This is a genomic window from Pseudomonas avellanae BPIC 631 (assembly GCF_000444135.1).
GTDB lineage: Bacteria > Pseudomonadota > Gammaproteobacteria > Pseudomonadales > Pseudomonadaceae > Aquipseudomonas > Aquipseudomonas avellanae.
The window spans coordinates 12,156-32,534 of the sequence record NZ_ATDK01000051.1; the positions used below are offsets into that span (position 1 = coordinate 12,156).

Consider the following 20,379-nt stretch of genomic DNA (forward strand, 5'->3'; position numbering starts at 1 on the left):
ACTTCTTCACACGTGGTATTGCGATGAGTTCTTCACGCCTGGTCAGTATTGTCATCCCCGCTTACAAACCGGCTTTCTTTGAAGCTGCACTTGCCAGTGCGCTGCGACAGAACCATGACGACATCGAGATCATCATCACCGATGACTGCCGCAACGACGGCATCAAGGACATTGTCGAAAAACTCAGGCCGACCAGCCCTTGGCCGATTCTTTATGCAAAGAACCAAACGCCGCTGGGCGAACCGCACAACATCGCCCATGGCATACGCCTGGCGCGCGGTGAGTACATCAAGTTTCTCTACGACGATGACATCCTGCTTCCCGACTGCGTGCGGTTGATGTTCGATGTTCTGCACGACAGCCCTGATATCAAAGTGGTGTCCGCGACCCGAAAGAGAATCGATGCCGCCGGCGCGCTGCTGGCCGACAATCTCTACACCGCCTACCCGTTCGGCAAGAACGTCGTCCTCAACGGCCCCGAACTGGTGTCGTTTCTGGCCCAGTACCCCATCAATTTCGTCGGCGAGCCGAGTGCCGTCATGTGCCGCCGTGAAGACCTGCTGGTGTTTGGTCAGGACATCATGTCACTGGAACAGGTGGTGATCTGGGGGCTGGGTGATCTGGCCATTTATGCAAAGCTCTTGCGCCAGGGCAATCTGGCGATGCTGGCGCGCCCGCTGTCCTATTTCCGCGTGTCCGATCAGCAGAGCAGTGAGGCGTTCCGAAAAGACCCGACCCTGCCCCGCGAAGGCCACGCCAATTTCAATCGCATTCCCGCCGCGCTGGGCTGGGTAAGGCCAGAGGAGCTTAACGGCAAGGTCAGAATCGCCCCTTTGTCACAACGTGACAACGTCCAGGAAATGGACTTGCTGGCGTACTTCGACAGAAGGTCCGAAGCCACGGTGCGCAATACCCGTATCGCCGGCTGGCTGGGTCAGCGCAGACCGACGCCAGCCCAGCACGCCCTGCTCAACGAACACCTGCAACAGCACAACGGTGGCCCGACGATCGCGATTGTTGTCTCGGACTTCAATCAGCAACCCGAAAGCGTACTCAGCACGCTGCAAAGCCTCGCCTCGGATGCACCGCTGCTCGACAAGCTGAAGGTGTTTGTCCTGGCCGACTACGACAGGGACCAGCAGACACCCCTGCAAGCGCAACTGCCCTGGCGGGATGCCAGCCTGGAAAACCGCGCAACCGTCATCAACGAGCTGATGCAGGATAACGACCACGACTGGTGGATTTTGATCGACGCGGGCACAACCTTCACCTCGAGCGGCCTGCTGTGTGCGGCCATGGCCATGATCGACGCGCCACAGGCCTGTGCGGTGTTCGGCGATGAAGTGACCCTGCATGGGCAGGCCGGTGCCCATCTGGCCTCTCGCCCGGATTTCAGCCTCGACTACCTGCTGGCCTGCCCCACTGCCACCAGCCGCAACTGGCTGTTCAACCGCGAAAAAGCCCTGGCGGTGGGCGGCTTCGACTCAGGCCACGTGCACGCCATCGAGCTCGATCTGATCCTGCGCATGATCGAGGACTCGGGCTTTACCGAGTTTGTACACTCGCCAGAGCCGATGATCATCTCGCCGCTGTGGCAGGCACAGGACAACTACGATCAGGCCCGCACGATACAACGGCATCTGCACACACGCGGCTATGCGGGTGGTCAGGTGCACGCCCTTGAATCGGGGCATTACCGGATCGAGTACGGCCATGCCGATCAGCCGCTGGTCTCGATTCTGGTCACCTCGCAGGATCAGTTGCAGACGCTGCTGCCCTGCGTCGAAAGCATTCTGGAAAACACGACGTATCCGTTCTATGAAATTCTGATCTGCGACAACAACAGCCAGTCGGCCGAAACCACAGAATGGCTGGCGACCATCGACTCGATGCAGTCGGAACGCATTCGTGTGCTTCGTCATGACGAGACAGTCAGCCCGTCGGCGCTGCTCAACGCTGCCGCCAGCCATGCGCTGGGCGACTACCTGCTGATGCTGGACAGCCATGCGTTGATCATTCAGAAGGGCTGGCTCGACCATTTGCTCAACCACGCGCTGCGCCCTGAAGTAGGAGTTGTGGGGGCGAAAATCATTTCAACGGAGGGCAATGTCGTCGGGGCGGGCATCATCTTGGGGCTCAATGGCACCGCCGGGGCGGTCACCGCCAGCGCTGTCGCAGCGTCGCCCGTCTATGTGCAACGCCTGGAAACAGACCAGAACTACAGTGCCGTGAGCGGATCCTGCCTGATGATTCGCAAGTCAGTACATGACGACGTGCAGGGCATGGACGAACACCTGTTCCCCGTGCAGTTCAATGATGTGGACCTCTGCCTGAAGGCACGCAGCGCCGGGCATCTGGTTGTCTGGACGCCACATGCCATCGTCGCGTTGCGCCCCAGCGAGGTACAACACGATGCCGAGGCGATGGATTTCGCGGCACGCGCCCTCTCCCACCGCTGGCTGCATTACATGGCCTGGGACCCGGCCTACAACAAGAACCTGGCACTGACCGACAGTTTCGTCACCCAGAGCAACCAGGCGTTGAGCTGGCGGCCTTTGGTTCATCGCCCGCTGCCGGTGGTCCTCGTTCAGCCCTGCAATCACAGCGCCGCCGGCAATCGCATCGCGGCCACGCTGCAAAGCCTGTGCAGCGAGCGCGAAGCAGACGGCGTCCTCAGCTATACGGCGTTGCCGCTCGTGGAAGTCGCCAGGCTCAGCCCAGACTCAGTGGTCATTCAGGGGCCGATAGACGAAAGCCTGATCGCCAGCATCAGCGCCATCAAAGACCACACCAATGCCTGGGTGGCCTACGACCTGCCGGAGTTTCCGTCTTACGCTGAAGTCGACAAGACCGCAGCGCCACTCGCCACGGTGCAGGCGTCACTGCGCCACGGGCTGGCACGGGCAGACCTGATAACCGTCCCGACCCGCGCACTGGCGCAACTGCTCGAAGACTCACACCCCAATGTTCAGGTCATTGAAACACGACTTGCACCTGCGCCCTGGTCAACGCTGCACAGCGAACACCGGACTCGCTCCAAGCCTCGCGTAGGCTGGGTCGGCACGGCGGGTGAGCTGGGCAACCTGCTGATACTGTCAGAAGTCATCAAGGCGCTGGCAGACCGCGTGGAGTGGGTCATCATGGGCCCTTGCACACGCTGGTTGCGCCCGTACATCCATGAGCTGCGCTCGCCAGTGGAGGGCGTCTTGTTCCCGCAGGCACTGGCCGGTCTGAACCTGGATCTGGTGCTGGCGCCTGCAGAATCCAACCTGATCAACACAAGCAAAAGCCCGGTGGCCTTGCTGGAGTTCGGTGCCTGTGGCTTTGCCGTGATTTGCAGCGACCTGCTGAGCATTCCTGAAGGCCTGCCCGTCACCCGCGTTGAAAACAGCACGAACGCCTGGATCAGTGCCATCGAGCAACACATTGATCAGATGGATGAATGCACCCGCAAGGGCGAGGCGTTGAAGCAGGCTGTCATGGACAACTGGATGCTGACGGCCGGTCACCTGCAAGGCTGGCGCACTGCCTGGCTGAAGGGCTGATCAGGCAAGGAGTCGATGGCGACGATGCTCTGCGTCCATTGGGGCGCAGAGCAGCCGTGTACTCAGGTGTCAGTAAAAAGCCTGCATCATCGTCCGGCCAAATCAGGCGAATCAGCTACGCATGATGTAATGCCTGAATGCACATCGAGTAAAACTGCACATTCTTCTTATCTTTCTCATTCCAGACAGGAATGCAATATATAAAAAACATGAATTTTATTTATTGGAGCGCCCTCGTTATTCTGGCTTTTCTTACCAGGAGCTCCCGATGTCATCCTCAACCGAGCGGCCCGCGCTACCACTGAATGAGTGCGACCCTCACTGGCTTCGCAATTTATGGGTGTGTGTATTCGGTGTGTTTACGACCATCGTTGCCATGACTCTACTGCTGCCGTTCCTACCGCTGTATGTGGAACAACTGGGAGTCGATGATCCCGCTGCGGTGGTACTTTGGTCGGGGGCGGCATACGGGGCAACATTCCTGTCTGCCGCGTTAACGGCCCCTTTATGGGGGCGCCTCGGTGATCGTTACGGGCGTAAGCTGATGTTAATCCGTGCCAGCCTGGGCATGGCCGTGGCAATGTCCTTGATTGGTTTAGCGCAAACGGTGTGGCAGTTGTTATTGCTGAGGCTTCTGGCCGGCTTGCTGGGCGGGTACGCCTCGGGTGCCACCATATTGGTCGCCACGCAAACGCCCAAGGCGCGTTCTGGCTGGGCACTGGGTGTTTTGTCATCAGGAATTATGGCCGGAAGCCTGGCCGGGCCTTTGATCGGTGGTGTGTTGCCGCCGCTGATAGGTATCCGCAACACCTTTTTTTTAGCAGGAGGTGTGATTTTCATCACTTTTCTTGCAACCCTGTTGTTGCTGCGTGAAATGCCGCGCAAAGCGCCTTGGCGGGCAACTGATAGTGCGTTGCCAGCAGTGGTGAAGCTCAGCGGCGAGCAGCGACGAATGATCACCTGTATGTTTGTCGTCGCCAGCCTGGTGATGTTCTCGACCATGTCAGTCGAGCCGATCATTACGGTTTACCTCAGGCAACTGAAGACTGATAACGTGACAATGATGGCTGGCGTAGTCATGTCGGCCACAGCACTGGGTAGCATTCTTGCGGCGTCGCGGCTGGGTCGTTTGGCAGACCGAATCGGTTATCTACCGGTGCTGACCAGTTGCCTGGCCATGACAGCGCTGACCCTGATCCCTCAAGCATGGGTCAGCAACGTCTGGCAACTGGCAGCTTTGCGTTTCTTCATGGGCCTTGCACTGGGAGGCTTGCTGCCCTGCGTCGCGGCTATTATCCGTCACACCGTACCCAATGAAGTCGCTGGTCGAATGCTGGGCTACTCCACGTCCAGCCAGTATCTGGGGCAAGTACTCGGGCCGTTGGCCGGCGGGCTATTGGGCGGGTACTTGGGCATGGGCAGCGTATTTTTAGGGACTGCCATGGTGCTCGCTGCCTGTTCGATCATGGTCGGCAGAATGGGCATGATCCGTACGCCTGTCTCAGGCAAGCTTTGACGTATCTGCCGCATCTCGCATCTGCAGGTGCTTGGTAGCCTGTGACTGCTTACCAGCGTATGACGCAAGCACCCCACGAATAACCCACGCCAAAGCCGACCGCTGCAACCCGATCACCGGGCTTGAGCACGCCCTTGTCCATCGATTCCTTCAAGGCAATCGGAATGGTGCAGGACACCGTGTTGCCACAATGCTGGAAGGCCGAAACGAATTTCTCGGCGGGTAATTTCAGGCGTCGGCGCAGTGCATCCAGCATGAAGTGGTTTGCCTGATGGAACACGAAGAGATCGACATCGGACACGCCCACTTCATCATCAAACAAAGAGGCGAACAACTGCGGCACGCGCTTCATGGAGAATTCAAAAATCGCCGGGCCATTCATGTACAGGTTGGCATCGGTACGGACATTGCCACTGTCGTCCCCATAGACCGGAGGCTCGATATTTTCGGCCGAAGGCCTGCGCGCGCCGCCGATGGGCACGATCAGGTTTTCAGCACCGGAGCCGTCACTGCCATAACGAAACCGGTCCAGAAACGGGCCGCCTTCAGTGGCACGGAGCAGCGTTACCGCCGCTGCATCACCAAACAGGGTGCGAACACTTTTATCCTGCGGATGAATGTAACGGCTGTAGGTTTCCGCCGTCACCAGCAATACATTTTTGCATTGCCCTGACTCGATCAGCCCCTTGGCGATGCCCAGCCCGTAAATGAAGCCGGAACAGCCCTGATTGAAATCGAATGCCGCGCACGTCGTGGGCAGTTGCAGGCGATGCTGCAGAATGCAGGCGGTGGCGGGCAACACGTAATCCGGACTTTGCGTGCAATAGATCAATGCGTCTATTTCATCGCGTTGAATATCGCCCTTGAGAAACAACTTCTCGCAGGCACGGTAGGCAAGGTCTGACGCCGTTTCATTCTTGTCGATGATGTGCCGTTCACCGATGCCGGTCTTGGCGAATATCTTGTCGACATCCCACTCGGGAAACTCGCGGGCCAGTGTTTCATTGTCCAGCGAATGAACCGGCAGTTCGTATTCTATGTCCACGATCCTGGCATGAGATGTCATGAGCATTACCCCGATATGCGTTTTGCAGGTACACCGAATACTGTAATTCCGGCGGCCACATTGCGTATCGCAACGCTGCCGGCTCCGACTACAGCCTGTTTGCCGACTTTGACGTTCGGCAGGACGCTGGCATGGGTGCCCATGAACACTTCCTCCTCCAGCACCACGCCGCCGGTAATATCGCAGTGCCCGCTCAAGGTAGAGAAGTCACCGATGTCTGCATCGTGCCCCACCAGGCAGCCGATATTGAGGGTCACGAATGCGCCAATGCGCAGGTCCACCGAGAGAACGGTTGAAGGACAGATAACCGCACCCTGCCCGATAACAACGTTCTCGCCCATGATGACCGAGGGATGGATGAGCGTGAAAAACCGGGCCCCTTTGCCGAGTAGTTTTTCCACGACCAGACGCTTGTCGGCCGGCTTGGCGATGGCGCAGACGAGGTAATCCTCAGGCCCCGGCTCGTAACCCTCCACCGACGAAACAACCGCCGGGTAATGATCGAATCTGGCGATGGAACCGGGGCCGTCATTGATGAACCCGGCGATGACCCAGCCTGGGTTCAGCTTCACCCAGTCCAGCAGCCACGCATGCACTTCACGCCCGAAAGCGCCGGCACCGACGATGAGCAATCTGTTCACGTTCATTGCGCCAGATACCCCCCGTCAACGACCATCGATGTGCCGGTCACCCAGCGAGCCGCCGGGGACAGCAGATAATTGACCGCATAGGCGATGTCCAGCGGCTCACCAAAACCCAGCGGATGTCGCTGCTCGACTGCGCCCATGGCATCGACGCCGACCGTATCCTCAAGCTTGCGGGTCATTTCGGTTTTCACCACGCCTGGCGCGATGGCGTTGACGCGTATTCCGTCGCGGGCCAACTCGAGCGCCGCCGCGCGGACCATGGATTCGACCGCGCCTTTGCTGGCGCAGTAGGCCATCAGCGACGGCTGGGCGACCTGCGCCATCACCGATGACAGCAGAACGATGCTGGCGCCTTGAGTGAACACCCCTTTCTGCCTGAAAGACTTGATCAGCGAAAAGCCCGAGGTGACGTTGGTGGCAAAGACCGTTTCCCACTGATCAACGCCCAATGCGCGAATGGGCAGCGGCATTTGCACGCCTGCGGCATGTACCAGCCCGTCGAAGGGAGCATAGGTTTTAGCCAGATTTTTCATCCAGCCGCCAACCGCCGAACTCTCAAGCAGATCGAATGGCTCGACGCCATGCCCTTCACCGTGAAGCTGCTGCCTGGTTATCTCGAGCCGCTCCTGGTTTCTGGCAACCAGCACCACCCGAGCCCCCTGCTGACTTAACCAGATCGCGACCTGACTGCCGATGCCGGAAGAAGCTCCCGTGACCATGACCACTTTGCCGCTCAGTGAAAAAGGATTACTGCCCACTCAACGCTCCTCTTGGGGGCTGACCTGTCCGATCCGGAAAAACCCGATCAAGGATTACTCTGTGACGAGGCTGATGACGTCATCCACACTCTTGCACGCGTTCAGGCGATTGGCCGACAGGCTCTTGCCCAAATGCTCGTCGGCAAGCGACATGAAGGTCACCACGGCGATCGAGTCCCAATCGAGATTCTGCCCTTTGCTCAGACTGCCTTCGTCTGCTTCCATCGCTTCTTCGATCAGCCTGAGTACTTTGTCTTCCATCTCTCTGCTCCCTGACACAACCAGCTGTTGGATAACGGTCTGCGCAGGCAACGCCTGCATCTGATAGCAACTTTGCAATAATCGAACCAAGCCACAGCGGGTACGCGGACGCCCTGATTGCAGGGCGAATCACCGATAAAAAACCAAAAAAACAGGCAGAGAAGCCAAAAATATGGCGAGCAGACGACAGGATGATCGAGGCGTGCCGGCAGCATTGCGTCAATATAATGTCCACGCCAGTTGAGCATAGCTCACGGCCGCGTGATTCAAGGCAAATAGATGCTGAACATCGCCCCGCCGAGCATCCCGCCATTGGCGATTTCTATGCGCCCCTGCATGCCGCCACGGGCGTGCAGTCGGGCGATGTGCGCGGCAAAATACAGGCCCAGCCCAGTGCTGCCGCTGCCCTGATTGATGCCCTGCACGTAGTCGGTCTGCTGATCGATCAGATAGGCCGGATAGCCTGGGCCGTCATCGTTGATAGTGATTTTCAGTTGACCGTCTTCATCGCCGACACTGATGACAAGCTGCTCGCGAGCAAAGCCGATGGCGTTGACGATGATATTGCCCACCACCGAGCCGACCAGTTCGCGGTCGAAAAAGCCCAACGGGCTCAGGTTGTCGATTTCACAGCGTGCGGTAATGCCACGGCTGGCCAGGACTTCCTGATGATGAGCCAGTTGCGCCTCGATGAAATCGTCCAGCTCGTGGTAATCGGGGCGTAACGGCATCTGGTTGACGCCCAGTTTGTAGAGGCCGAGCAACTGCACCAGCATGCCATTGAGGTTGGCAAACTCGTAGCCGATGATGCCGTGCTCCGGGGTGTCACGCTGCTGGCTGGAAAGCTTTGCCTGCCACTCGCTGTGCGCTTGGGTCAGCATCGCCAGCGAGTTCTTCATGTCGTGCACGGTGGAGGCAATCACCATGGAAAAATCGAGGCCCTGCTCTGGTTGTCGAGTCATGCGCCAAATGCCCTCTCCCTGAGTTTCTGGTAGCGCTCGTAACGCGCATCGCTGTCCGGGATCTTGCCCAATGTCGTCAGGCTGGCACGGCATTCGTCTATCGCCGCCTGCCCAAGGTTCTGCCCCGGATGAAGCAGTGACTGCACCATGTTCAGCACAATACTGATGTTTTTCGGCTGCAACGCCAGCGCACTGCGGAAAAACGCCTGCGCCTCAGGGAGGTTGCCCGCCTTGTAACTGCGTACGCCCTGCAGGTTGAAATCGACGGCCGCCTTGCTGGCCTCGAGAATCGCCGGATCGTCGGTCATGCTGGCCACGCTTTTCATCACGGCCGGGTCATCGCCATACGCTTGCGCGCAGCTTTTCAAGACACTGGCGCCGGCTTCTTCCTGCCCCAGTTGCTTGAGCTGCGCCGCGACCATCAACGCGGCGTCGGCGCTGAGCACCTGCTCCATGCCGTCGAGTCTGGCCATCGCCTGCTCGGTGAGCTTGGCGGCGGTTTCCGGGTCCGAGTGCTGCAGGCTGGCGGCTTTCATCAGCCGCGTGCGCACTTGCAGGCCTTCGTCGTTGGAGTGTTCCTTGGCAACGTCGACAAGCGCGTTGTTGATCTCGACCCGCGTGCGCGCATCGAGCCCTTGATCACCGCCCTTGCTGATCAGTGCGTGCGCCAGGCCCAGGTTGGTTTCCGGGTCCTTGAAGCGCGAATGCTGGCCTTGGGAAACCGCCTGGCGATAAGCCTTGGAAGCGCTCTCGAAATCCTCGTTACCGAGCGCCAGCTTGCCCAGCAGCTTCTGCCGACGCACCGCCAGCGGCGACAGGCGCACCGCGCTTTCCAGCACGGTTTGCGCCCGCTTGCCATCACCCAGCGCCACCAGTACATCAGCCAGACCGTCGAACAATGCCGGCATGGTCGGAAACGCTTTGATGGCCTGTTCGTAAACGGCCTGCGCCTCGGCGGTTTTGCCGCGTTTGAGCAGCAGGCTACCCAGCGCGCCATACGCCCAAGGCGTGGCACGATCAGCCAGAATGGTCTTGAGAAACGCTTCCAGCGGCTCGTTCTGCTTCAGGTCGCGCAAGGCATCAGCCTTGTAACGCAGGCACAACGGCGCGTAGCGCGGGTCCTGCTCGATCAGCTTGTTGCAGGCGGCCAGTACCTCGGCCGGTTTGCGACGATCAAGGGCCTGCAAAATCGGCTTGAGCAAGGTCTTGCGCTGTACCAGCTTTTCCAGGCGCTGGGCCAGCCCGGCGCGGTTGAACGGCTTGGTCAGGTAGCCATCCGGCTCCCACTCCAGCGCACTCATGACCATCGCCTGACTGTTTTCCGCAGTCACCATGATGAACACGCTTTCGTAACTCAGCAGCCGCTCGATCATCAGGTCTTCGAGCACCTGCTGACCGTTCTTGCGGCCATCGCCGAGGTTGAAGTCGTGCAGCACGAAGTCATAACGCTTTTGCGAGCACATGCGCAGAGCCTGCTCACCGGTGTCGGCAGTGTCCACTTCCTTGACGCCCAGTTCACGCAGCATCGACCTCACTGAACTGCGAAAGTCAGAGAAGTCATCAACGATAAGAAAGCTTTTTTGGTTGTACGCCAGCATCCGGATTCCTGCACAGGAGAGGGTGAAAATATGAGACCCACAGCCTGAAAATCAATCAGGCCCGGCTCGGCAGCCCATTTTCAGGACGCGCATAATAACTGATGGCAACATGCCACAACACAATTCGCCGTTACTGCCCCTCTCGCGACAAGCCACGCAGTTCAGGGCAACACTCAGTTTTTCGACCATCCGGGCAGAAACTGTAGAACGAACATCAACTTCGCACCTCATGCGCATGGCAAACACACGATGATTTTGCGCAGTGGATCGACATTGCAGGAATGAGAAGGGAGTTTTCGGGAAGCAGAACACAGATTGGTCACGCGGCGTACGCGGCGCTAATCAGCAGGTAGCGGGCCAACGCAAAAAACGTTGGTCCACTCGACGTTCAGGCAGGTTTACACCCAGCCATCATTCTTTTTGCGGCCCTTGGTCAGCGCCGGAAGAATCAGGCCGACCAACAGGCCCGCACCGGCAATGCTGCCGCCGTAAACCATGTAACGCATCATGACCTGTTTGTTTTCATCGCCAAGCCGCGCCTGCGTGGAGCGCAGTTCGGCCTGGGCATCGGCCAACTGATCGTTGAGGGCCTTGGTGCGGGCCTCCAGTTCATCGACCAGCTTCTTGCGCGCATCCAGCGTTTCCTGCATGCCTTGCACGCGGGTTTTCCAGGTGTTGTCGATGCCTGCCAGTTGCTCGGTCAGCTCGGCGACCTGTTGGGTCAATTGCGGCACGCGCTCGATCTGGCCAGGGACGTCCTGCAGGTCGCTGCTGGGAATCCACACTGTCGCGCCGCCTTCGCCACGCACCTGGCTGAAGTTACCCGAGGTGGTGAGCAGCTCAAGCTTCTGCCCGGATTTCAACGTGCCGACAATCCGGTGGCCATCAGTCGGCCCGCTGCGTACGTAAGTGGTGAGGCTGTCGCTGACCCAGCGATCATTGCCCGCGGCCTGCACGCTGGCGGGCACCACGAGGGTCAATGCAGCGCCAAACAGGCCAGCGCCGAGCACGCGACGCGAAACGGCGAACAGGCCGGGAGCACGAGAAAGAAGTGCAGAAAAATGACGAGACATGGCGATAATTGTCTTTATCTGAATGAAAATAAAGCCTCGTTGAACGGGCCGGCTAACGATGGGAACGGCAGGCAATTGAACGTTTTGCAACTCCTGCCCGGACGGGTTGTCTGCCAATCAGGCGCACTTGAAAGCGCCTGAAAATCCCTTTCTTGCAGGCCGTCCAGAAAGTCCATCAGCTAACAGACTCTGTGAAAGGGGTCAGGTTCATTATTGCCCCGCACAGGCGTCAAGATTCAGCCGCACGGTCATCGGAGCAAGTGCCTGCTTTCAAACGAATTCACCCCGCTGATTCAACCCCGCGATGCCGTATAAGGGCGCAAACAAGGGTCGTGTGCTGTCCGACGTTTGCTTTCCCGGCCAAGTGCTGTAGAAAAGGCCTGACAGGCGTGAACATCGACGGTGTTCACCATCCTGATGCTCGACTGCATCGCTCTAATGGAAAATAGAATGATCCCAAGACAAGTGATTAACGCCACCGTAAGCCCCAAAGGCAGCCTTGAAACCCTGTCCCAGCGTGAAGTGCAGCAACTCAGCGCGGCCGGTTCAGGCAGCACCTACACCCTGTTTCGCCAGTGCGCCCTGGCCATTCTCAATACCGGCGCCCATGTCGATAACGCCAAGACCATTCTTGAAGCGTACGAAAGCTTCGAAGTGCGTATTCATCAGCAGGATCGTGGCGTGCGCCTGGAGCTGCTCAACGCTCCGGCAGACGCGTTTGTCGATGGTGAAATGATCGCCAGCACCCGCGAGATGCTGTTCAGCGCCCTGCGCGACATCGTCTACACCGAAAGCGAACTGGACAGCCAGCGCATCGACCTGAGCAACTCTCAGGGCATTACCGATTACGTGTTCCACCTGCTGCGCAACGCCCGCACCCTGCGCGCCGGTGTCGAGCCAAAGATGGTGGTGTGCTGGGGTGGCCACTCGATCAACACCGAAGAATACAAATACACCAAGAAAGTCGGCCACGAACTGGGCCTGCGCAGCCTGAACATCTGCACCGGCTGCGGCCCAGGCGTAATGAAAGGTCCGATGAAAGGCGCAACCATCGCCCACGCCAAGCAACGCATTGTAGGCGGTCGCTACCTGGGCCTGACCGAGCCGGGCATCATCGCTGCCGAAGCGCCTAACCCGATCGTCAACGAGCTGGTGATCCTGCCGGACATCGAGAAACGTCTCGAGGCCTTCGTGCGTGTCGGTCACGGCATCATCATTTTCCCGGGCGGCGCAGGCACTGCCGAAGAATTCCTGTACCTGTTGGGCATCCTGATGCACCCGGACAACAAGGACGTGCCGTTCCCGGTGATCCTGACCGGCCCGAAAAACACCGAACCGTACCTGCAACAGCTACACGCGTTCGTCGGTGCCACGCTGGGTGAAGAAGCGCAGCGTCATTACCAGATCATCATCGACAACCCGGCGGACGTCGCCCGGCAGATGACTCAGGGCCTGAAAGAAGTGAAGCAGTTCCGCCGCGAGCGCAACGATGCGTTTCACTTCAACTGGCTGCTGAAGATCGAAGAAAGCTTCCAGCACCCCTTCGATCCGACCCACGAAAACATGGCGAAACTGCAACTCAACCACGACGTGCCTACGCACGAGCTGGCCGCCAACCTGCGCCGGGCGTTTTCCGGAATTGTGGCGGGCAACGTCAAGGACAAGGGCATTCGCCTGATCGAAGAGCACGGCCCTTATCAGATTCAGGGTGACCCTTCGATCATGGGCCCACTCGACAAGCTACTGCAGGCGTTTGTCGACCAGCACCGGATGAAGTTGCCGGGTGGCGCGGCCTACGTGCCGTGCTATCAGGTTGTGGCTTGACCCCATAACCTTGACCGGCAGGCAAACGGGGCGCTCTTGAGCGCTCCGTTTTTATTTCTGCTGACGGAATTCTCTGGGCGACTGCCCGGTGGCGCGCTTGAAGAATCGCGAAAAATAAGCAGGCTCGGAAAACCCAAGGCTGTCGGACACCTGATTGATGGTCATGGTGGTGTAGATCAGGTTGCGTTTGGCCTCCAGCAACAGTCGCTGGCTGATGATCTGCAACGCTGATTGATCGCACAATCGCCGACACAGCGCATTCAAATGCGCGGCGCTGATGCCCATGGCCTGCGCGTGCTGTTCGATGGACCAGTGCTCGCGAAAACTTGTTTCCAGTTGATGCATGAACACCTGCAGATGCTCGCGCCCGCGGTCCATTGTCTGCACCTGTTCGCCAGCATCTTCGCTGTTGCGGCGACTGAGCCAGACTACGAGCACATTGATCAATGAATGCAGCATCAGATCACGACCGGCCTTGGGCTGTCGGTATTCGCGGGCGATGGCGCTGAACAGCGTGTCGACGTAATGGCTGTCCGCCCCTAGCTCGTAACACCGTGCCGTGCGCATCGCCGAGCTGTCGAGCGTCGTATCAAGCTGCTCCACCAAGGGTTTGGCCAGACTGAGAATGTGCCCCTGAATATCTTCGGCAAACCTGAAGGTGTGCACGCTCAACGCAGGGACCACCTGCAGCGAAGGTGTCTCGACCTCGCTGACCCGGTCCTCGACCTTGAGCATCGCCTTGCCCGATTGCACATACAGCAACTGCACCAGGTCACCATGCCGATGCGGCTTGATCTCCCATTCGTGCATCTTGCTGCGCTCGGGGATCGACTCGCAGTGGATCAGGTCGGGCGTCGGCCAGGCCGTGGTTTCGCCATAGAGCTTGAATACCGGTATCGCGGTAATGGCAGGTCTGGACATGCAGCACGCCTCCTGAACCCTCGAAAAGTCCACATAATGCGCTGATTATTGCCTTCTTATCTCGACAGCATCCATTAAAAATACAGGAGACAAAAATAAACGCATTCCGCCGATCATGGTTGGCAGGGAGCACCAGAGAGGGCAACCGTCATGAAAACTCAAGTCGCGATTATCGGTTCAGGCCCTTCCGGGTTGTTACTGGGCCAACTGTTGCAGCGCGCCGGCATCGACAACGTGATCGTCGAGCGCAAGAACCCCGACTACATCCTTTCGCGCATCCGCGCAGGCGTGCTTGAGCAAGGCATGGTCGATCTGCTGCGCGAGGCAGGCGTCAGTGAACGCATGGACGCCGAGGGCCTGATTCATGATGGTTTCGAGTTGGCCTTCGACGGCCGCTGCGAACGCATCGACCTGAAAAGCCTGGCCGATGGCAAGACCGTGATGGTCTACGGCCAGACCGAAGTCACCCGCGACCTGATGGCTGCCCGCGCGGCGACCGGCGCGATGACGGTCTATGACGCGTCTGACGTGAAGATCCACGAGCCAAAAACCGACAGTCCCTACCTGACGTTCGTCAAAGACGGCGAAACCGTACGCCTGGACTGCGACTACATTGCGGGCTGCGACGGTTTTCATGGCGTGTCGCGGCAATCGATCCCGGCCGAAGCGCTGAAAATCTTCGAGCGCGTCTACCCGTTTGGCTGGCTCGGCGTGTTGGCCGACACACCGCCGGTCAACGAAGAACTGGTCTACGCCAACCACCCGCGCGGCTTTGCCCTGTGCAGCATGCGCTCGGCCATTCGCACGCGTTATTACGTGCAGGTCAGCGCCGACGAGAAGGTCGAAGACTGGTCGGACGAGCGTTTCTGGACCGAACTGAAATCCCGTTTGCCCACGCACCTGGCAGACCGCCTGGTGACCGGCCCGTCCATCGAGAAAAGCATCGCGCCATTGCGCAGTTTCGTGGTGGAACCCATGCAGTACGGCCGCCTGTTCCTGCTCGGCGACGCCGCCCACATCGTCCCGCCGACCGGCGCCAAGGGCCTGAACCTGGCGGCCAGTGATGTGAGTACGCTGTACCGGATCCTGCTCAAGGTCTACCGCGAAGGCCGCACCGACCTGCTGGAAAAGTACTCGCACATCTGCCTGCGCCGAGTGTGGAAAGCCGAGCGTTTCTCCTGGTGGATGACCTCGGTGCTGCACAACTTCCCGGACACCGACGCGTTCAGCCAGCGCATCCAGCAGACCGAACTGGACTACTACGTCGGTTCAGAGGCCGGGCGCAGGACCATTGCAGAGAATTATGTGGGTTTGCCATATGAGGCGATTGAGTAATGTATTTCACTTATTGCGTATGAGGACGCGGAGCGTCCGGACAGGCATGCCGACGCGGAGCGTCGCACGATAGCGGTAGTGAGATTATCGCTCCGCACGCTCCAGTGTAGGATCGTAGTGCTGGACGCTCTGCGTCCGGTCTTGAGCCGCGTCGCACGATAGCGGTAGTGAGATTATCGTTCCGCACGCTCCAGCGTGGGAATGCAGTTCTGGACGCTCTGCGTCCGATCTTGAGCAGCGTCGCACGATAGCGGTAGTGAGATTATCGCTCCGCACGCTCCAGCGTGGGAATGCAGTTCTGGACGCTCTGCGTCCGATCTTGAGCAGCGTCGCAACGAGGACGCCGAGCCACGCAATACATGCCAGCGCAGAGCCATGCGTTGTGCAATCACACAACACACACCCCGCGTAGCCGTGCAAAACCCCAAAGCGTTTTCGCGACCCGCCCCCTATGATCAGGCGTGCATCCGGCAAGTCCCCTAAAAACAACAAGCACAGAGGAACACACGCCATGACCCTTACTTCGACCCACGAGGTGGGCGACGCTGACGGCAATCATGTCTATCGTCGCATCACCCTGCGCCTTATCCCGTTTATCTTCATCTGCTACCTGTTCAACTACCTGGACCGCGTGAACGTCGGCTTCGCCAAGCTGCAAATGCTTGACGCCCTGAGCTTCAGCGAGACGGTCTATGGCCTGGGTGCCGGTATCTTTTTCATTGGCTACGTGTTGTGCGGCCTGCCCAGCAATCTGGCGCTGAACCGCTTCGGACCACGCCGCTGGATCGGCCTGATGATGATCACCTGGGGCATCTTTTCCACCTGCCTGCTGTTCGTCACCACACCGGTCGAGTTCTACGTGCTGCGCTTTCTGACCGGCATGGCCGAGGCCGGTTTCTTCCCCGGTATCGTGCTGTACCTCTCGCGCTGGTACCCGAACCAGCGTCGCGGCCGGATCATGGCACTGTTCATGTCGGCCATCCCGGTCTCCGGGCTGCTCGGCGGGCCGTTTTCCGGCTGGATCCTCAACCACTTTGCCGCCGGTCAGGGCGGCATGGCGGGCTGGCAATGGATGTTTCTGATTCAGGGCCTGCCTACCGTGGCGCTTGGCGTGCTGGCGTTCTTTCTGTTGTGTGACAAGGTTGAAGACGCACGCTGGCTCACGCCTGAACAGCGCCAGCGGGTCAAGACCGATATCACCCACGATGAATTGAATCGACCGGTGCAAGGCAAAAGCTCGGTGGCTTCGGTGCTGACCATGCCGTTCATCTGGATTCTGGGCTTTATCTACTTCTGCATTCAGAGCGGTGTGTATGCGATCAACTTCTGGCTGCCGTCGATCATCAAGAACCTGGGTTTCAGCGACGCGCTGGTGATCGGCTGGATCAGCGCCGTACCGTACCTGATGGCAGGCGTGTTCATGCTGCTGGTCGGTCGCTCTGCAGACCTGCGCAATGAGCGCCGCTGGCATTTGGTAGTACCGATGCTGATGGGCGCGACCGGCCTGATCATCGCCGCCAACTTTGCGACGGTGCCCCTCATCGCCATCCTCGGCCTGACCATCGCGACCATGGGTGCGCTGACCAGCCTGCCCATGTTCTGGCCCTTGCCCACCGCACTGCTGAGCGCAAGCGTTGCAGCGGGCGGGCTGGCGTTGATCAATTCAATCGGCCAGATGGCAGGCTTCCTCAGCCCCTATCTGGTGGGCTGGATCAAGGACCAGACCGGTTCGACCACCCTGGCGCTGTACTCGCTGGCCGCGCTGACCATCGTCGGTAGCCTGGTGGCTTTGCGGGTCAGCCGTCATAGCGCGGTGAAGGTCGCAGCCGCTGCCTGAACACGCTCATCTCCTGCCCCGAGCCAGGCCTGGTGCCTGGCTTTTTCTGTCATGCACTTCGGGGCGCTCTCCGTGTGCAAACCTTTGCGCACAGAGAGCAGGCCGAAATCAGGTGCGGCTTTTATTTCACGCCCTGCAGCACCTAAACGAGCTTGCGCATATGTGCGCAAAAGGTTGCTCAGTATTGAGTGCTTTTTGCCTGGTAATTGAGCCTGGCCTTCATCGCCTAACTCTATCTACTTGTTTTAAATAGATAAAATTTATTTCGGCATACTTTTTGGAACGGTGTTCTGCCTATACGGCGGGTGAATTGCCCGTTGCTGCGCAGAGAATGTCACGCATGACCGATAAAAACGGCACCCATCAACAACGACGTGCTGCACTGTTCCCCAAAACCCCGGCAACCGCTACCAGCCTGTGCCCTTTCCGTGGGCCGAATATCGCCATTGTTCCGGTGCGCTATGCGCTGGATCGCTCGCGCTATGACGCTGACCCCAGGCAACTGAAGCCACTGCCCAAAGACGGCCATTGGGCCCGCCTGCCGAAGTTGAAAACACGCAGTTACACACTGCGCCAACTGTACGATGGCTACGTTTACGTGTTCGACGAAACGGCCGGCACGCTGCATGAATACGCAGCCTCAGCCAGCGACGGCCATCTGAGCCGCATCGTCTGGACAGACGCGCACATCGGTAATGACCAGCGAAACGGTGCCGGTGAGGGACAACCCTTTCTGCTGTATCCACGCGACAACCGCCTGCACATCGCCTTTTCGCCAATGCAGTGGACATGGCGAATGTGCGAGCACATGCGCTCCCACGCCCCAAGCCGCACGTTGTGGATGAAGGCGCTGGACCTGGCCAGCTACTGCCTCACCATGGCCGAGCCGGATACCCTGCCGCTGGATCGCATCGCCGAGGCCGTGGCGGATATCGACAACGACCGTGTGGTTGATGATGGCCGTTTTGCCGACTCGTCGATTCCAACTGCTTGCCCGCCATCAGAGGGGGCAGAACCCGATCCGTTATGGGCACCGCTGGGTGCGGATGTCTTCTGGCAGGGCAGCGTCTACGATCAGGACAGTTCTCTGGTCATTGCCCTCGATTACCCGCTCGCCGTTTTCAACGACTTGGGCATGCAGCTGGCGGCCGATCAAGCGGCCTTTCGGGAATGGCAAAGCGTGCACGAACACAAGATCCAGATTGCCCAGACCGTCGCCACGCTGTGCGGTGCAGAGAGCGAACCGGAGAAGCTGCCGGCGTCGGTGCGCGGTGATGCGCTGCGCACGCATCAGTACCTGAGCGAGGTCGAAGCGTACTTCGAGCAATGCATTCTTGAAGAGGCACAGATCAGCAGTAGCAACGTTCCTGGAGATTTTCTGCTGCTGCCGGACATGTTCAAGAGCCTGGACATGCGCAAATCGATCGAAACACGTTACGGCAGCGCCCCTACCGAACAGGCCGCGCAGGCCTGGAAAGATCGCCACAAATGGCGACGCGAAGTCGATCTGGGCAGCGCACGCCAGTATCTTCAACAGCATCTGCCGACCGGAGATGCACTGCTACAACAGGTGCGTGACACGCAAAGCGATTTTCAGCTCTGGGCAACACATATCGGTACAGACCCGCTCAAGCTGTTTATCGATACCACCCGCCCAGCACAACTGCTGTACCTGCAAACGATCATGCTCAACCTGCAGATCATTTACGCCCAAGACAGCGCAGCCACCAACTGGCTGGCCGAGCAGGAAGCCAACGCCAGCACGCTGTTCGGCACCTTGCGTTACGGCTTCTCAGCCGCGCTCAAACAGGCGTTGCACCAAGAGGCCGACGCGCTGTTGAACGGCCTTGGCGACGTCACCAATCTGGCCACGCGCATCGGTGAACTCAATGGCGTGCTCAACCATCAGGGTTTTGCCGACAAGCCGTGGATGAAGGCGCTCAAACAGCCTGTTCAAAACACCTTCAAAGCCCTCGGCGAACTGGCCAGCGGTGCAGGCAAAGCCACGTTTGAAAGTGTATTACTGGCATGGGTGCCCATCGACAGCCGCATGGCCCTTGGCAAACGGCAGAACATCGTTGCATTGCTTCGCACCCTGCTGATCGGCCAGATTTTGCTCGACTCGACAGCACGCGTCGCGATCAATGAGCAGACAGTGACCAAGCTCAAACAGTGGGTACGTGAATGGCGGGTTCTCAACAAGCAGATCAGCGAGCTGGTGCGCAGTTGGCAATATCCGAACGCCTACAACACGCGCCAAAGCACAGCTCGCAACTTGCAGGCCCATAAACACAAACTGCGCGTCCACGAACTGAGCATCCCCGCCCTGCTCGATTTTCAAAACAACGAATACGCCAGGCTACTGCAGGACGAGATTCGCCAGTACTTCCAGTCTGGCAAAACCCTCGCCAAAGACTGGCTCGCCCGCGCCAAAGGCTGGACCGACCGACTTGGCGGCACGGCGGGCTCGATCACCTGGGGGGTGGTCATGCTTAACCTGATCAATACTGCCTTCCTTTATCGGGACCTCACCCGGGACGGAGACTTCAGTACCAAGGACATCGGCAAGGTGACGTATGGATTGGGGTACAGCTTCAACCTGTTGATGGCGGTATTTGTCGAAGCGCCGTGGGCGATTATCAGCACGGCCAAGCCACTGGTTATTGGCGGGCATGACGTGGGCATTCTTGATAAGTCGGCAGCTTATTGGAAAGCACGGGGTAACGCAGTTTGGGGTGATGCTATACGCGGGTTCAGGGGCTCGATGGTGGCGATGGGTGGGTTTGGGCTAGCGGCGGTTATGCTTGAACTATTTGATGTTGCAGATGATTTTTACGCAGCAAAAACGTCAGAGGAAGAATATGGACTTCGTGTAAAGTGGTCTTCCGTATTAATGATGGGATTAGGTTCTGCAGCCCAATTGTTCGGAGGTTTTTTCCCCGCTAGTGTACTGTTTTCGAAATAAGCTACCCATAACCTGCAAGCTAAGCTATTGATAAGATTTGAATTTTCCGTTAGTTGGTGGCTGATTTTTTC

Annotated in this window: 13 protein-coding genes and 1 pseudogene; 6 read left to right on the forward strand and 8 right to left on the reverse strand. The window is 58.8% G+C overall.

Annotation, left to right across the window (positions count from 1 at the left end; all coding sequences use genetic code 11):
- Positions 1–23: 23 nt before the first annotated feature.
- A complete protein-coding gene (locus tag DW49_RS0103355) occupies positions 24–3,545 on the forward strand; it encodes a glycosyltransferase (RefSeq protein ID WP_005616735.1) in 3,522 nt (1,173 codons plus the stop codon).
- Between the two features lie 268 nt (positions 3,546–3,813).
- Positions 3,814–5,061, forward strand: a complete 1,248-nt coding sequence (locus DW49_RS0103360) for an MFS transporter (RefSeq protein ID WP_081591465.1) — start codon at positions 3,814–3,816, stop codon at positions 5,059–5,061.
- A 49-nt stretch (positions 5,062–5,110) separates the two neighbouring features.
- Here DW49_RS0103360 and DW49_RS0103365 read toward each other — a convergent pair whose 3' ends face one another.
- The 7 genes from DW49_RS0103365 to DW49_RS0103395 form a co-directional block, all read right to left on the reverse strand.
- A complete protein-coding gene (locus DW49_RS0103365) occupies positions 5,111–6,133 on the reverse strand; it encodes a ketoacyl-ACP synthase III (RefSeq protein ID WP_024420188.1) in 1,023 nt (340 codons plus the stop codon).
- Entirely contained in the window at positions 6,133–6,774 is a 642-nt protein-coding gene (vioB, locus tag DW49_RS0103370) for a dTDP-4-amino-4,6-dideoxy-D-glucose acetyltransferase VioB (protein WP_003382700.1), read from the reverse strand. Before vioB ends, DW49_RS0103365 begins: the two co-directional genes overlap by 1 nt.
- Positions 6,771–7,532, reverse strand: coding sequence for an SDR family NAD(P)-dependent oxidoreductase (locus tag DW49_RS0103375; RefSeq protein ID WP_005616729.1), 762 nt, complete (start codon positions 7,530–7,532; stop codon positions 6,771–6,773). The genes vioB and DW49_RS0103375 overlap by 4 nt, the downstream gene beginning before the upstream one ends.
- Before the next feature lie 54 nt (positions 7,533–7,586).
- A complete protein-coding gene (locus DW49_RS0103380; RefSeq protein WP_003382703.1) occupies positions 7,587–7,793 on the reverse strand; it encodes an acyl carrier protein in 207 nt (68 codons plus the stop codon).
- Positions 7,794–8,059: 266 nt separating this feature from the next.
- Positions 8,060–8,755 (reverse strand): sensor histidine kinase, encoded by a 696-nt coding sequence (locus DW49_RS0103385; protein ID WP_024420189.1) that lies wholly within the window; start codon positions 8,753–8,755, stop codon positions 8,060–8,062.
- On the reverse strand, positions 8,752–10,353 hold the full coding sequence (locus DW49_RS0103390) for a response regulator (protein ID WP_005616726.1): 1,602 nt from the start codon (positions 10,351–10,353) through the stop codon (positions 8,752–8,754). Before DW49_RS0103390 ends, DW49_RS0103385 begins: the two co-directional genes overlap by 4 nt.
- Positions 10,354–10,751: 398 nt before the next feature.
- Positions 10,752–11,426, reverse strand: coding sequence for a TIGR04211 family SH3 domain-containing protein (locus DW49_RS0103395; RefSeq protein WP_005616724.1), 675 nt, complete (start codon positions 11,424–11,426; stop codon positions 10,752–10,754).
- A 450-nt stretch (positions 11,427–11,876) separates the two neighbouring features.
- On the opposite strand from DW49_RS0103395, the gene ppnN reads away from it, so the two are divergent.
- Entirely contained in the window at positions 11,877–13,250 is a 1,374-nt protein-coding gene (gene ppnN, locus DW49_RS0103400; RefSeq protein WP_024420190.1) for a nucleotide 5'-monophosphate nucleosidase PpnN, read from the forward strand.
- Positions 13,251–13,301: 51 nt separating this feature from the next.
- Here the strand turns inward: ppnN and DW49_RS0103405 are convergent, their stop codons facing one another.
- Positions 13,302–14,171: a helix-turn-helix domain-containing protein gene (locus tag DW49_RS0103405; protein ID WP_005616721.1), complete on the reverse strand. Its 870-nt coding sequence runs from the start codon at positions 14,169–14,171 to the stop codon at positions 13,302–13,304.
- Between the two features lie 150 nt (positions 14,172–14,321).
- On the opposite strand from DW49_RS0103405, the gene pobA reads away from it, so the two are divergent.
- From pobA to DW49_RS0103420, 3 genes and pseudogenes are all read left to right on the forward strand, one after another.
- On the forward strand, positions 14,322–15,506 hold the full coding sequence (gene pobA, locus DW49_RS0103410) for a 4-hydroxybenzoate 3-monooxygenase (protein ID WP_005616719.1): 1,185 nt from the start codon (positions 14,322–14,324) through the stop codon (positions 15,504–15,506).
- 511 nt (positions 15,507–16,017) lie between these two features.
- Complete coding sequence (locus DW49_RS0103415) at positions 16,018–17,343, forward strand: MFS transporter (protein WP_005616717.1); 1,326 nt, start codon at positions 16,018–16,020, stop codon at positions 17,341–17,343.
- A 340-nt stretch (positions 17,344–17,683) separates the two neighbouring features.
- Positions 17,684–20,290, forward strand: a pseudogene (locus DW49_RS0103420) (toxin VasX); the annotation flags it as partial.
- Between the last annotated feature and the right edge of the window lie 89 nt (positions 20,291–20,379).